General features: G+C 60.6%; 13 protein-coding genes. 4 read left to right on the forward strand and 9 right to left on the reverse strand.

Annotation, left to right across the window (positions count from 1 at the left end):
- Positions 1 to 29: 29 nt before the first annotated feature.
- Both Q0864_RS02575 and Q0864_RS02580 read left to right on the forward strand, forming a co-directional pair.
- Positions 30 to 500 (forward strand): D-galactarate dehydratase, encoded by a 471-nt coding sequence (locus Q0864_RS02575; RefSeq protein WP_298565871.1) that lies wholly within the window; start codon positions 30 to 32, stop codon positions 498 to 500.
- An 80-nt stretch (positions 501 to 580) separates the two neighbouring features.
- Complete coding sequence (locus Q0864_RS02580) at positions 581 to 2,152, forward strand: AMP-binding protein (RefSeq protein WP_298566175.1); 1,572 nt, start codon at positions 581 to 583, stop codon at positions 2,150 to 2,152.
- Positions 2,153 to 2,201: 49 nt separating this feature from the next.
- Here the strand turns inward: Q0864_RS02580 and Q0864_RS02585 are convergent, their stop codons facing one another.
- The 6 genes from Q0864_RS02585 to Q0864_RS02610 are packed head-to-tail and all read right to left on the reverse strand — an operon-like array spanning position 2,202 to position 8,502.
- Complete coding sequence (locus Q0864_RS02585; RefSeq protein ID WP_298565874.1) at positions 2,202 to 2,942, reverse strand: ABC transporter ATP-binding protein; 741 nt, start codon at positions 2,940 to 2,942, stop codon at positions 2,202 to 2,204.
- Complete coding sequence (locus Q0864_RS02590) at positions 2,939 to 3,796, reverse strand: ABC transporter ATP-binding protein (protein ID WP_298565876.1); 858 nt, start codon at positions 3,794 to 3,796, stop codon at positions 2,939 to 2,941. The genes Q0864_RS02585 and Q0864_RS02590 overlap by 4 nt, the downstream gene beginning before the upstream one ends.
- The gene (locus Q0864_RS02595; protein WP_248363774.1) at positions 3,796 to 4,704 is read right to left on the reverse strand and encodes an ABC transporter permease; all 909 of its coding nucleotides are present in this window, start codon (positions 4,702 to 4,704) and stop codon (positions 3,796 to 3,798) included. The genes Q0864_RS02590 and Q0864_RS02595 overlap by 1 nt, the downstream gene beginning before the upstream one ends.
- Before the next feature lie 15 nt (positions 4,705 to 4,719).
- Complete coding sequence (locus Q0864_RS02600; protein WP_248363775.1) at positions 4,720 to 5,793, reverse strand: ABC transporter permease; 1,074 nt, start codon at positions 5,791 to 5,793, stop codon at positions 4,720 to 4,722.
- A complete protein-coding gene (locus Q0864_RS02605) occupies positions 5,794 to 7,389 on the reverse strand; it encodes an ABC transporter substrate-binding protein (protein ID WP_298565882.1) in 1,596 nt (531 codons plus the stop codon).
- 51 nt (positions 7,390 to 7,440) lie between these two features.
- Positions 7,441 to 8,502, reverse strand: coding sequence for a dipeptidase (locus tag Q0864_RS02610; protein ID WP_298565885.1), 1,062 nt, complete (start codon positions 8,500 to 8,502; stop codon positions 7,441 to 7,443).
- Positions 8,503 to 8,614: 112 nt separating this feature from the next.
- On the opposite strand from Q0864_RS02610, the gene Q0864_RS02615 reads away from it, so the two are divergent.
- Positions 8,615 to 9,523 (forward strand): LysR substrate-binding domain-containing protein, encoded by a 909-nt coding sequence (locus Q0864_RS02615; RefSeq protein WP_298565887.1) that lies wholly within the window; start codon positions 8,615 to 8,617, stop codon positions 9,521 to 9,523.
- A gap of 16 nt (positions 9,524 to 9,539) precedes the next feature.
- On the opposite strand, the gene Q0864_RS02620 is transcribed toward Q0864_RS02615, so the two are convergent.
- Genes Q0864_RS02620 through glmU form a run of 3 tightly spaced genes read right to left on the reverse strand, consistent with a single transcriptional unit; the run spans position 9,540 to position 13,391 of the window.
- Positions 9,540 to 10,217, reverse strand: coding sequence for a DNA alkylation repair protein (locus Q0864_RS02620; RefSeq protein ID WP_298565890.1), 678 nt, complete (start codon positions 10,215 to 10,217; stop codon positions 9,540 to 9,542).
- Positions 10,214 to 12,034, reverse strand: coding sequence for a glutamine--fructose-6-phosphate transaminase (isomerizing) (gene glmS / locus Q0864_RS02625; protein WP_298565892.1), 1,821 nt, complete (start codon positions 12,032 to 12,034; stop codon positions 10,214 to 10,216). The genes Q0864_RS02620 and glmS overlap by 4 nt, the downstream gene beginning before the upstream one ends.
- Position 12,035: 1 nt before the next feature.
- The gene (gene glmU, locus Q0864_RS02630) at positions 12,036 to 13,391 is read right to left on the reverse strand and encodes a bifunctional UDP-N-acetylglucosamine diphosphorylase/glucosamine-1-phosphate N-acetyltransferase GlmU (RefSeq protein ID WP_298565894.1); all 1,356 of its coding nucleotides are present in this window, start codon (positions 13,389 to 13,391) and stop codon (positions 12,036 to 12,038) included.
- 139 nt (positions 13,392 to 13,530) lie between these two features.
- On the opposite strand from glmU, the gene Q0864_RS02635 reads away from it, so the two are divergent.
- On the forward strand, positions 13,531 to 14,223 hold the full coding sequence (locus tag Q0864_RS02635; RefSeq protein WP_298565897.1) for an HAD-IA family hydrolase: 693 nt from the start codon (positions 13,531 to 13,533) through the stop codon (positions 14,221 to 14,223).
- The last annotated feature ends 9 nt before the right edge of the window (positions 14,224 to 14,232 follow it).

Here is a 14,232-nt window from a genome sequence, read left to right on the forward strand (position 1 = left end):
GCGACGCGAAATTGCGCCACGCTACAGTTATGAAACACACAATTCTTATTCCGCTTTTTTGCGTTGGGCTTGCCGGGTGTTCCGGTCTTGATATGGACAACCTCCTGCCGCGCCCGCCGCATCTTCAAAACCAACCGCGTGCGACGATGACACCTAACACGCCGCCCGCGCCGCCGATGAACGCGACGACGATCGACGATTTCGACACCGCGTCTGATGAAGACAAGATGGCGGCGGCGGCGACTGCACCCGTCGACACCGGGTCCATCGGCACAACCGTGGCCAGCCTTGGCGACCCTGCGGCACCCGGGTTTTGGATGGAGACGCCCTTGGTTTCTTCAGACACGCAAGGCCGGGTGAAATCGAAAGTGACTGGTCGCACGGTCAAAGTCACCCTGCGCCCCATTTCCAGCGGTGGCAGCCGTATCTCTCTGTCTGCACTGCAACTTCTGGATCTTGATCTGTCCGGGCTGCATGAATTGGTGGTCTACGGATCGTGAGCCCACGCCTGTCGGACGCGGCGTGGCTGGAACATGGGCGCGCGCGCAAGCTTGTCGCCCCATGGGCGTCTTGGGGCAAGATGCGCGCCGCGTTTCGCTGGGATATTCCCAAGCATTTCAACATCGCCGAACGGTGCTGTGACAGCTGGGCAGCACTTGACCCCGACCGCGTGGCCCTGACCCATGTGTCACAGGATGGCAGCGCGCAGGACTGGACATTTGGCACGCTGAAAGAGGCCTCGGACAGGCTTGCATCCGTCTTGCAGGCGCGCGGCTTGCGCAAGGGCGACCGGATTGCAGTGTTGCTCGGGCAGGGGCCAGAGGTTCTGATCACCCATTTCGCCGCCTACAAACTGGGCGCCGTGGTGTTGCCGTTGTTTACTTTGTTCGGCGCCGATGCGTTGGCTTACCGCTTGTCCGACAGCGGCGCGCGCATGGTGGTGACGGATGCAGAAAGCCTTGGCAAGATTGATGAAATTCGCGTCAGCCTGCCTGACCTGACCGAGGTCTTCACAACCACCGCCACAGCCGGCGGGCGTGACTTCTGGGCCGAAATCGACGCTGCAACGCCCTATTCCACTGACCATTCCACTCTGGCCGAAGACCCTGCGGTGATGATCTATACCTCGGGCACTACGGGGCCACCCAAAGGTGTGCTGCACGCACATCGCTTTTTGCTGGGCCATCTGCCCTGCGTCGAAACCTATAACGAGGATTTTCCGCAGCTGGGTGACAAGGGTTGGACCCCGGCGGATTGGGCGTGGATCGGTGGGTTGATGGACCTTGCCATTCCGTTCCTGTATTTCGGTGTGCCGATCGTCAGCCATCGAATGCGCAAGTTTGACGCGCCAACGGCATATCGTCTGATCGCCACCCATAAAGTCCGCAATCTGTTCATGCCACCGACGGCATTGAAACTTCTGCGCCAGTCCGAAAGCCCAACCTTGGGTGTCGACATTCGGTCAATTGGGTCGGGGGGCGAAAGCCTTGGCGCCGGCCTTCTGAGGTGGGCACGCGACGTGCTGGGCGTCGATGTGAACGAGTTCTATGGCCAGACCGAATGCAATCTTGTCCTGTCCTCTGTCGCGGGGGCGATGGACGTGAAGCCGGGCAGTATGGGGCAGGCCATTCCGGGCCATGAGGTTGCCGTGATTGATGATCAGGGTCGCGAATGTGCGCCCGGTGAAATGGGCGAGATTGCGGTCAGAACCGGTGACCCGGTGATGTTCTTGCGCTATTGGAACCTGCCCGAAAAGACGGCCGAGAAGTTTCAGAGCGACTGGATGCGCACTGGCGATCTGGCTGTGCGCGATGGCGACGGCTATTTCACCTTTGCCAGTCGCGATGACGACGTGATCACTTCGGCAGGCTACCGCATTGGGCCGTCCGAGATCGAAAACTGCCTGATGACACACCCCGATGTGGTCATGGCCGCTGTGATCGGCGTGCCGGACCCGTTACGCACCGAAGCGGTGAAAGCAATTGTCGTCCCCCGCACAGGGGCCGATCTGACAGATCTTGGCGACCATCTGATCCAACTAGTGCGTGACCGCGTCAGCCCTCATGTGGCGCCGCGTCAGGTGGAATTTGTGGCAGATCTGCCGATGACGGCCACAGGCAAGATCATGCGACGCGCGCTGCGCGACGGGTAAAGGGCCGGACCGCTCAAGGTCTCGGCAGCGCGCTGTGTCGTGGCCGTGGCTACTGGGACGCTTCCAGCAGGTCTTGCGAATAGGGATGGGTCGCTTTCATCTGCCTGAGCGCCTCGACGTCCAGAATCTCGACAATCTCGCCATCCTTCATCACGGCCAGCCGGTCGCACATATGGCTCACAACCGACAGATCATGCGACACCATGAGGTAGGTCAGCTTATGTTCGGCGCGCAGGTCGGCCAGCAGATTCAGGATTTCCGCCTGCACCGACACATCCAGCGCCGAGGTGGGTTCATCAAGCAGAAGCAGGTCCGGTTCGGGCGCCAGTGCACGGGCGATGGCGACCCGCTGACGCTGCCCGCCGGACAGTTGGTGCGGATAGCGGAACCGGAAACTCTGGCCCAACCCAACGTCACCCAACAGCTTCACCACGCGGGTATCAATATCCTTGAACCCATGCAGTTGCAGCGTCTCGCCCAGCACCTGATCCACCGAATGGCGCGGGTGAAGCGAGGCATAGGGGTCTTGGAACACCATCTGCACCGTCTTGAAGAACGCCTTGGGGCGCTTGTGGGTGATCTGTTCGCCTTCGACCGTGATCGTGCCAGACCAGTCCGGCGCAAGGCCGGTAATCGCGCGCAGAATGGTCGACTTACCCGATCCGCTTTCGCCCACCAGCCCAAAGCTTTCGCCTTCCATTACGTCGAATGTGGCGTCTTTGACCGCATCCACCCGGTCGCGATGGGTGCCGAACCAGACGTTCAGGTTTTGAACTTCCAACATCTTCATACGCGTCCACTCACACTTGGGGCGTCTGACCAGGCGGGGTCACGCTGCAACACTTCCAGCCGATCACGCGGCGCGTCCAGCCGGGGCAGAGAATTCAGCAGCCCGCGGGTATAAGGGTGCTTGGCGTCATGCAGCTTGTCGGCGTCGCAAACCTCGACGATCCGGCCCGCATACATGATCAACACGCGGTCACAGAAATCGGCCACAAGGTTCAGGTCGTGACTGATGAAGATCAGCCCCATGCCGCGTTCTTTCACCAGCTTGTCCATGATATCCAGCACCTGCCGCTGCACGGACACATCCAGCGCCGAGGTCGGCTCGTCCGCGATCAGGATCTCGGGGTTCGGAATCAGCATCATGGCGATCATGATCCGCTGGCCCATCCCGCCCGACATTTCGTGCGGATAAGCGCGCATGACCCGTTCGGAATCACGGATCGACACGGCCTCCAACATCTCAAGCGACTTGTTATAGGCCGCCGACTTGGACACGGAATTGTGCAGCCGGTATGCCTCGATGATCTGATCGCCGATGGTCATTACCGGGTTGAGAGAGAATTTCGGGTCCTGCATCACCATGCTGATCCGCTGGCCGCGCACGTCGCGCATTTCCTTCTCGGTTTTGTCCAGCAGGTTGACGCCTTCAAGGTTGATATGATCGGCCTCGACGATCCCCGGCGGCCGGATCAGCCGCAGGATGGCGCGGCCGGTCATCGACTTGCCCGAGCCGCTTTCGCCCACGATCCCCAACCGCTCGCGCCCCAGTGTAAACGACACACCGCGCACCGCGTCAAACACGCCTTGGCGGGTCGGGAATTTCACCCAAAGGTTTTCGACATCAAGTAGCACACTCATCATTCACCTGCCTTCGGATCAAGGACATCACGCAGACCGTCGCCCAGAAGGTTGAACGCCAAAGAGACCGTGAAGATGGCCAGACCGGGCATGGTGGCGACCCACCAGTGATCCAGAATGAACCGGCGCCCTTCGGAAATCATCGCGCCCCATTCCGGGCTGGGTGGTTGCGCGCCAAGGCCAAGAAAACCGAGCCCGGCAGCGGCCAGAATGATCCCCGCCATGTCCAGCGTCACCCGCACGATCAGGGACGAAATGCACAAGGGCCAGATATGCTTGGTAATGATGCGCAGCGGCCCGGCCCCCTGCAGCTTGATCGCGCTGATATAGTCCGAGGAGCGGATGGTCAGCGTCTCGGCCCGCGCAATCCGCGCGTAAGGTGGCCATGCGGTCAGCGAGATCGCCAGAACCGCGTTTTCAATCCCGGCGCCCAGAGCGGCCACGAAAGCCAGCGCCAGAACCAGACGGGGGAAGGCCAGGAAAATATCGGTAATCCGCATCAGGATCGTATCGGTCCAGCCGCCTACATAGCCCGAGATCGTGCCAACCAGCAGCCCCGCCACCGGCGCGATCAGCGCCACCAGCGCCACGATATACAGCGTGATCCGCGCGCCATAGATCAGCCGCGACAGGATATCGCGGCCAAGGCTGTCGGTGCCGAAGATGTGACCCTCGGTTCCTAGCGGTGCCAGCCGGTTGCCCAGATCCTGCACAAAGGGATTATGCGGCGACAGCCACGGCGCGGCGGCCGCTATGAACACCAAGGCTACCAGAATGCCCAAACCGATCATCGCCATCGTATTGCTGCGAAACGACAGCCAGCCCTGATAGAAGGCGGATATCTTGGCATGGCGGCGCGACGTCGGCGTGTCCGTCAAAAGCCACTGTTTCAGTGTTTGTTCTGTCATTGATACTGTCCCGCCCTATTTCGCGCGTGGATCAAAGACCTTGTAGAGCAGGTCAGAGAAAATATTGAGCAGGATGAAGACCAAACCCACCACAACAGTGCCGCCAAGCACAGCGTTCATGTCCGCGGACAGAAGCGCTGTGGTGATATAGCTGCCGATACCGGGCCACGAGAAGATGATCTCGGTCAGCACGGATCCTTCCAAAAGCCCCGCATAGCTGAGTGCGATCACGGTGATCAGTTGCACGCGGATGTTCTTGAAGGCGTGTTTCCAGATCACGTCCCACTCCGACATGCCCTTCACGCGGGCTGTGGTGATATACTCGGCGCTGAGCTGTTCCAGCATGAACGACCGCGTCATGCGGCTGATATAGGCGAGTGAATAATAGCCAAGCAGCGAGGCTGGCAGGATGATGTGGGAAAACGCGTCCTTGAACACGTCCCAATTGCCGTCCAATGCCGCGTCGATCAGGATCATGCCGGTCACACTGGGGACGACATCGACATAGAAAATGCCAACCCGGCCCGGACCGCCAACCCATCCAAGAATGCCATAGAAGATCAAAAGCCCCATCAGGCCGAGCCAGAAAATGGGCATGGAATACCCCACAAGGGCCAACACCCGTGCGACCTGGTCGATCCATGATCCCTTACGCACTGCGGCCAGCACGCCAAGTGGCACACCCAGAATGACGCCGAACAGAATGCCCAGCGTGGCCAGCTCTAGCGTGGCGGGGAACACCCGCGCGATATCCTCGGACACCGGGCGCGCGTTCAGAAGCGAGGTGCCGAAATCCAGATGCAGCACGTCCCAGAGGTAATACAGAAACTGAACGATCAAGGGCTTGTCCAACCCAAGCTGCTCATACACGGCGTCATAAGTCGATTGCGAGGCGCGTTCACCAACGATGGACAGCACCGGATCAATCGGCATGACCCGCCCGATAATGAAGGTGATAAACAGCAGGCCCAACAACGTCACCGCGATCGAGCTAAGCGTTCTGACAGCCGTTTTCAGCGCCGGCCAAAGCGTGTCTGAAAGAGGCGCCCGTGTTGGGCGCCTCTCGTTATTGTCTTCGGTCAGGGCCATTTATTTGGTGACCTGCCAATAGGCAGCAGAGGTCACGGCTTGTCCGGTCGACCAGTTCATCACGTTGTCACGCAGCGCAGATTGTTCGATCTGCTGGAACATGATCGCGAAGGGTGAGATCTCGCGGAACTCGGCCTGAATGTCCTGATACATCTGCACCCGCTTGTCGCGATCGCCCTCGGTTACGGCGGCCTCGACCTTCGGTGTCAGCCCGCCTGTATCCCAGGCATTCCGCCAGGCCAGAAGGCCGGTGGCGTTCGCCTCGTCGCTGTTGTCGGGGTTATAGGCAAAGGTGCCCGCATTGGTTTGCGGGTCAGGATAGTCCGGCCCCCATGCCCCCAGATACATATCCAACTCGCGCGCACGATAGCGAGCAAGGATCTGTTTCGCCGTACCCACGGTGATGTTCAGCGTGATTCCAGCCTGCGCGAAGGTGTTTTGCAGCGATTGAGCGATCTCCATGCGTTCCTGCGCCTCGCGCACGCCTGTTTCGATCTCAAGCCCTTCGACACCGGCAGCCGCCAAAAGTTCCTTGGCCTTTTCGATGTTCAGCGAGAAGGGATTTTCCTCGGACGCGCCAAGATAGGTGGCGGGCAGGAAGTTCTGGTGGATCGTATACTGCCCCTTCAGGAAGCTGTTTTTCATGCCCTCATAGTCGATCAGATATTTGATCGCCTGACGAACCTCAGGCTTGGACAGTTCAGGGTGCTTCTGGTTCAGGGACAGATACATCAGACGGCCTTTCAGCTCGTCCTCGACCTTGATGCCACCAGCTTCCATCACACCGGCAATATCTTCCGGGTTCAGGTTGCGGGCGATGTCGATGTCACCACGCTCCAGCAGCAAACGTTGCGACGCGCTTTCCAGCACGTGCCGCACGATCACCCGCTCCATCGTCGGCGCGCCGCCGTAATAGTCCGGATAAGCTTCAAGCGTCACGCTTTCATTGGGCTTCCAGCCTGCCATCGTATAGGGACCGGAGCCAGCCGAGTTGGTTTTCAGCCATGTGTTGCCCATGTCGCCGTCAACCTCGTTGGCCATGACGGTTTCTTTGTCGACAATCCCGCCAATGGTGGCCGTCAGACAGTTCAACACGAACGAGGTCGCGTATTGCTTGTCCGTCGTGATCATCAGCTTGTTGCCGTCGGCCTTGATGGTCTCGGTCGCGTTTTCAGGGGTGAACCCGAACTGGGTCAGGATGAACGCAGGCGTCTTGTTCAGGATCACCGCGCGTTGCAGCGAATACGCCGCATCTTCGGCGCGAACCGGGTTGCCGGAATGGAACGTGACGCCTTCACGCATGGTGAAGGTGATGGTCTTGCCGTCCTCGCTGACCTCCCAGCTTTCGGCAAGGCCGGGTTGGTAGCCTGCGGCAAGGTCAAGCGGGTCCAGGTAGACCAGACGGCTATAGACGTTGCGGCTGATGTCCGAGCCCGCGAACTCAAAGCTTTCCGCCGGGTCCAGCGTGGTCACATCGTCGATACGGTTGGCGATGACCAGCATGTTGGCGGGCGTTTCCGCGTAAGCCGCAAAGGAGGATACCCCCATCGCCACGCCAATCGCAGCACTTGTCAGTAATCTATTGATAGCATTCATGTTTTGAACCTCTCCTGTTCAGTTTCATTTCGGGCTGCGCGCGCGGCGGGGTTATTGCCCCCAGGTTTTCTCCAACACTCGCAACCAGTTTTCTTGGCAAAGCTTGGCGATCAACGCCTCGCCATACCCATGCTGCGCCATGGCGTGCCTCAGCTTTGGCAAGCCGGCGCAGGACGTCAGGTCTTCGGGCACGATCGCCCCGTCATAGTCTGATCCAAGCCCCACACGGTCTTCGCCCAAATGGTCGATCAGGTGATCAAGATGACGCAACATCTGTTCCAACGGGACATCTGCCACCATGCGGCCATCGTCGCGCAGGAAGGCAACGGCGAAGTTCAGCCCCACCATACCATCACTTTCACGGATTGCGGCAAGTTGTTTGTCAGTCAGGTTGCGACTGTGCGAGCAAATGGCGTGGGCGTTGGAATGCGTGGCCACCAAGGGCTTGGTCGAATGGCGCGCCACGTCCCAGAACCCGGCTTCGTTCAAATGCGACAGATCGACCATGATGCCAAGCTCGTTGCAGCGTCTGATCAGCCTTAGCCCGTGATCGGTCAGCCCGTCGCCGATATCGCCGGTGCTGGGATACCGAAAGGGCACGCCATGGCCAAAGATCGTCGATCTGCTCCAAACCGGGCCAAGCGATCGCAATCCGGCCTGATACAAGACCTCCAGCGTGTTCAACTCGGCGTCGATGGCCTCGGCGCCTTCGATGTGGAAGATCGCGGCCATCTGACCGGCCTTCAGCACATCGCGGATCTGGGCGGCACTGCGGCACACCGTCAGCGCGCCGCGCTTTTCCAGATCAAACAGAATGGCGGCCTGCGCCATCACCACGGGGAAGGCGTCTTCCCAATCAATGGGATCGGGCAGTGGCAAGTCATAGCTTGGCTTGGTCATTTGCTCGGTCTTGAAATCAAGATCGGTGGGCGAGGGGATGTAGACCGCGAAAAACCCGCCGCCGAAACCGCCGGCCTTGGCACGCGCAGCGTCGATGGCGCCAACCCGCCCGGTCAGGAAGCTGTCCGCCACAGCAAGGCCGCCGGCGCGATACAGCTTTAGCAGGACGTCGTTATGCCCATCAAAGACAACTGGAGCAGTTGGATCGGTCACGTGTGATTTCCCCCAAGAAACACCTGAACAGCTTATTGCAGTATTTCTCATGGACCAGTGTAAAGTGCATGATAAAAGATCATAGCCCCATTACCAATACGCAGAGAGTCCCATGCCCACGAAGACTTGGCACAGCTTGCCTGAATACCAAGCCCTGCGCGCCCTGATGGAAAGCGGCACCACCTCGAAGGCGGCGATCCGGCTTGGGCGGTCGCAATCTGCCGTCAGCCGCTCCATCGCACATTTGGAGGCGCGCACCGGCCGTATCTTGTTCGAACGCGAAGGCGGGCGGCTGCGGCCAACCAACGAGGCGGTGCAGATGAACCGCCGTCTCGACCCGCTTTTCGAGGCGCTGGACCGGATCGATGGCCCACCCGAGCGAGCACAGGAAACCCTGCGCATCATTGCCCCGCCCACCTATGCCCACCGGTTCCTGGTCCAGCACATCGCTAATTTCCTGAAGACCAACCCGCATTTTTTCATCAGTCTTGAGGTGTCGCCGTCCGAAGATGTCATTCGCGGCGTTTTGGAGCGGCGCTTTGACCTGGGCGTCACCGGGGTCGAACTGTCGCGCAGTGGCGTGAAGCTGACCCCTTATCGCAACTCAAGCGCGGTTTGCGTCATGCCCAACGACCACCCGCTGGCGGGGCGTGATATCATCCACCCCGAAGACCTGCACGGACAGGCCTTGGTCGCGTTGACACACCGCCACGCCCGCCGCGCCCAACTCGAGAAGGTCTTGCACGCCAGCCGAAGCACACCGCGTATCGTTGCCGAGGTCTCGACCTCGTTCGCCGCGGTCGATCTGGCGAAAGAGGGCTTGGGCCTGACCATCGTGAACCCGTTTCCGATTGTGCAATACCGCTCTGACGACGTGGTGTTTCGCCCCTTTGCGTCGCAAATCGACTATCGGAGCTATTTTGTGACCAGCGACCACCGCCCCACACCCGGCATTGCGCGTGCGTTCATGCGCCACCTCAGGCTGCACACGGCAAAAGATCCGTTCTCGGACAAAGCCTGAGCGGTGTCAGGTGGGGTCAGGGCAGATACTTACCGGCCTCTTTGCGGGCAAATGCCTTCATCTTGTCTCCATGGGCGACAAGAAAGGCGCGGGTGCGGTCGGGGTCGTGCTTTGACAGATCGCGCAGCCACCATGCCACGGCTTTCTGAATGAACCAGTCGTGGTCCTCGACATACCCCTCGGCCCATCCCAACACGCGGTCGCGGATCGCAAGTTCGTCAGGTTTCGGGAAGTTCTGCTTGGTCCAGGGCAGCGTGATCACTAGGGCGGCGCGGCGGCTCCACATGTGGTCCGATCTGGTCCAACCCTCAACGGTGTCGATGCGCGCGGGGTCGGCGACCAGCCGCTTTTGACCGGCCATGCAGACATGATCGGCAATTGCCCAACTGTCGAAGTCAGGCACCCAGCTTTGGATCAACGCCCAAGCCGCGTCGTCCGGGCGCAAACGCGCTTGGGTCAGCAGCTTGGCCGCCGCGATGCGCGCTTCAAAGATGTCGCTTTGCCAGAGCTGGTCGGCCAGCCCTACACGCTGTTCGACAGGCAGGGTTTGCCGCCAGCTTTTGGTCAGGTCGTTCAGCGCCGGGTTTGGTATGCCCAGCACTTCGCGCGTCTGCTTGTGATAGGCGGCCATGCCTTCGGCGCGACCTTCTTCCACATGCGATTTCAGCGCGGCGAGGGCATCATCCAGCGTCATTCGACCGTGACCGACTTGGCAAGGTTGCGGGGCTGGTCCACATCGGTGCCTTTGGCAATCGCGGTGTGATAGGCCAAAAGCTGGGCCGGGATCGCGTAAAGGATTGGCTGAACAAGTTCGGGCGCTTCTGGCAGGGCAAGTGTTTGCCAAACCCCGTCGCCCGCCTCTTTCGCAGCGCGTGCGTCTGACACCAGAACCACACGGCCGCCGCGTGCCATGACCTCTTGCATGTTGGACACCGTCTTGTCGAACAGCTTGTCATGGGGCGCCATCACCACGGTTGGGGTGGCCTTGTCGACCAGCGCAATGGGTCCGTGTTTCAGTTCACCTGACGCATAACCTTCGGCGTGTATATAGCTGATTTCTTTTAATTTTAGCGCGCCTTCGAGCGCCAAAGGAAACATCTGCCCGCGCCCCAAAAACAGCACATCGCGTGCTTCGGCCAATTGCGCCGCGATCTTTTTGGTCGCCGCGTCAATGGTCAGGGCGTGGCTCATCAGGCCGGGCAATTGGCGCAGTTCAAACAGGTGCTGCCGCAGGCCGGCGTCGTCCAGATGACCGCGATCATGCGCCGCTTTCAGTGCCATGATTGCAAAGCAGGTCAACTGGCAAGTGAATGCCTTGGTTGAGGCGACCGACACTTCCGGCCCTGCATGGATTTCCACCGCCACGTCGCTTTCGCGCGCGATAGAGCTTTCGGGCACATTGATCAGGCTGACGATCTTGTCCACCTTACCTGCCGAGTAGCGCAACGCGGCCAGCGTATCGGCGGTTTCGCCCGACTGGCTGACGAACAGGCCCAAGCTGCGGGGTGCAAATGGCGCTTCGCGATAGCGAAATTCGCTTGCCACGTCGATGTCGATGGGCAGGCGGGCGTAGTGTTCAAACCAGTATTTCGCCACCAACCCGGCATAGTAGGCCGTGCCGCAGGCGACGATGGACAGGCGGTCGACATCGGCAAAATTGATACCGCCCATGTCCATGGTGATCTGGTCGCCTTGCACATAGGCATTCAGCACTTCGCCAACCACGGTCGGTTGCTGGGCGATTTCCTTCGCCATGAAGTGTTTGTAGCCGCCTTTTTCGATCCGGGCTGCGTCAAGGCGCACCTGTTTCATCGGGCGGTTGGCAAGGCGCCCTTCGGCGTCGAATATCTCCGCCCCGTCGCGGGTGACGACGGCCCAGTCGCCTTCTTCCAGATATGTGATCTTGTCGGTCATCGGGGCCAGCGCGATGGCGTCAGAGCCCACGAACATCTCGCCCTCACCATGTCCAATGGCCAGTGGGCTGCCTTTGCGCGCGGCGATCATCAGGTCGTGTTCACCGTCAAACAGGAAGCACAGCGCAAACGCGCCTTCCAACTCGGACAGCGTGGCGGCCACGGCCTCTTTCGGCGTTTTGCCGCGTGCGACGTGGCTTTGGGCCAGCAGGGCAACGGTTTCGGTGTCGGTCTCGGTCGAGAACTCCAACCCTTCTGCCGCAAGTTGCGCGCGCAGCTCGCGGAAGTTTTCGATGATCCCGTTATGCACCACCGCGACCGATCCTGCCTGGTGCGGGTGGGCGTTGTCGGTGGTCGGCGCGCCATGGGTGGCCCAGCGGGTGTGACCGATGCCGGATTTCCCTGCCAACGGGTCATGCACCAGCATGTCCGACAGGTTCACCAATTTGCCGACGGCGCGGCGGCGTTCCAAAGACCCCGCCTCGTTGATCGTCGCAATCCCGGCGCTGTCATAACCGCGATATTCCAGCCGCTTCAGCGCCTCAACCAAGATGGGTGCGGCCTCGTGATTGCCCAGGACCCCTACAATTCCACACATTTCAGGATCCTTTCATGCGCTTGGCCTTGGCGGCCTTTAGCTTTGCAAACAGTTTGACGGCAAGGCCGGGTTTGACCTCCATCTTGGCGCGGGCGACCGCCATGGCACCGGCGGGCACATCTTTGGTGACCACGGTGCCGGTTGCCGTCATCGCCTCGTCCCCGATGGATACGGGGGCCACAAGGCAGGTGTTTGACCCGATGAACGTCCGCGCGCCGATGTCCGTGCGGTGTTTGGAGACACCGTCATAGTTGCAGGTGATGGTGCCTGCGCCAATATTGGCGTGCTCGCCGACACGCGCGTCGCCCACATAGGACAGGTGGTTGACCTTCGCGCCTTCTTCGATCTGGGCGTTCTTGATCTCGACGAAATTGCCCACCTTGGCGTCATTGGCCAGTTCGGCACCGGGGCGCAGGCGGGCATAGGGGCCGACCACCGCGCCGCGCGAGACGTGGCAGCCTTCGAGGTGTGAAAACGCGCGGATCAATGCGCCGCTTTCAACGGTCACGCCGGGGCCGAACACCACGTTGGGTTCCACCACCGTATCGCGCCCGATGACGGTGTCATGGGCAAAAAAGACCGTGTCGCGAGCAATCAGCGTGACACCATCTTCCAGCGCGGCGTCGCGGGCGCGGGTCTGGAATACCTGTTCGGCGGCGGCCAGTTCGGCACGGGAATTGATGCCGAGGGTTTCCGCTTCGTCGCAGGTTACCACCGAGGCGGTCAGACCGCGCGCGCGGGCGACCGACACGATATCGGGCAAGTAATATTCGCCCGCTGCGTTGTCGTTTCCAACCCCGTCCAGCAGGTCGAACAGAAGCTTAGCGTCTGCTGCAACAACGCCGCTGTTACAAAGTGTTACGGCGCGTTCTTCATCTGATGCATCTTTGAATTCAACGATGCGATCCAGCCCGCCATCCTTGACGATCAAGCGCCCATAACGGCCGGGGTCTGCGGCCTCAAAGCCCAGCACAACCACGTCTGCGCCCTTCGTGCGCGCCGCTGCCATCGCCTCAAGCGTCTCGGTGCGGATGAAGGGCGTGTCGCCGTAAAGCACGATCGCGTCGCCGGTGAACCCGTCCAGCGCGGCCCGCGCCTGTTGAACCGCGTGACCGGTGCCCAACTGTTCTTCCTGCACGGTGATGGATATCTCGGGGTCGATGTCCTTGGCCGCAGCTTCGACCATCTGGGCGCCGTGACCCACAACCAGCACCGCGCGATCCGGCAACAAAGCAGCCCCCGATGCCAACGCATGGGCAAACAGCGGAGCGCCTGCAATCTCGTGCATCACTTTGGGCAGGTCGGAATTCATCCGTGTTCCCTTGCCAGCGGCAAGGACAATCAGGGCGGTCGCCATATCTATCTGCTCTTCCAATTTCTTTTCGCCCGTTTTACCCCTTGGGGCGCGGCTCGCAAGCGAAAGCTGTTCAATTAACCTTACGCGAGGTTACAGGCTTGGCGGGGAATTGCCAGAGGCACCAAAGACAGAGGTCAACATGACGAACCCACAAACCCAAGGGCGCCGCACGGTGATCTTCGATCTGGATGGAACATTGGCAGATACGTCTGGCGATTTGATCGCGGCGGCCAATGCGTGTTTCATCTCGCTGGGGCATGGCGAGGTTCTGGACCCCCAAGCGGATCAGCTGACGGCCTTCCACGGCGGGCGGGCGATGCTGCGTCTTGGCTTTTCGCGGCTGAATGGTGGCGACGTGGACGAGGCCGATGTGGATCGCGAGTTCCCCAATCTTTTGATCGCCTACGAGGACGATATCGACCGCCACACACGCCTGTATCCCGGCGCGATGGAGGCGGTCGCGCGACTGCACGGCAACGACTATGCGGTGGGGATTTGCACCAATAAGCCCGAGGGGTTGGCGCGGCTGTTGTTGACCCGTCTGGGGATTCTGGATCGTTTCACCTCGCTGATCGGGGCGGATACACTGCCGACCCGCAAGCCTGACCCAGCCCCCTTTGTTGCGGCGGCGCATGGGGCGGGTGGCGATCCGGCCCGCGCGCTCTTGGTCGGTGACACCGAAACGGACCGCCTGACCGCACGGGCCGCAGGTGTGCCGTGCATCCTTGTGGGCTTTGGCCCCGAAGGGCCGGGTGTCGCGCGGCTGGCACCCGAGGCGATGCTGGGTCATTTCGATGATCTGGATGCAGTGGTTGCGCGTCTGATCGGTTGATCCATTGAC

The organism is uncultured Aliiroseovarius sp., assembly GCF_947497285.1.
In the GTDB taxonomy this organism is placed as follows: domain Bacteria; phylum Pseudomonadota; class Alphaproteobacteria; order Rhodobacterales; family Rhodobacteraceae; genus Aliiroseovarius.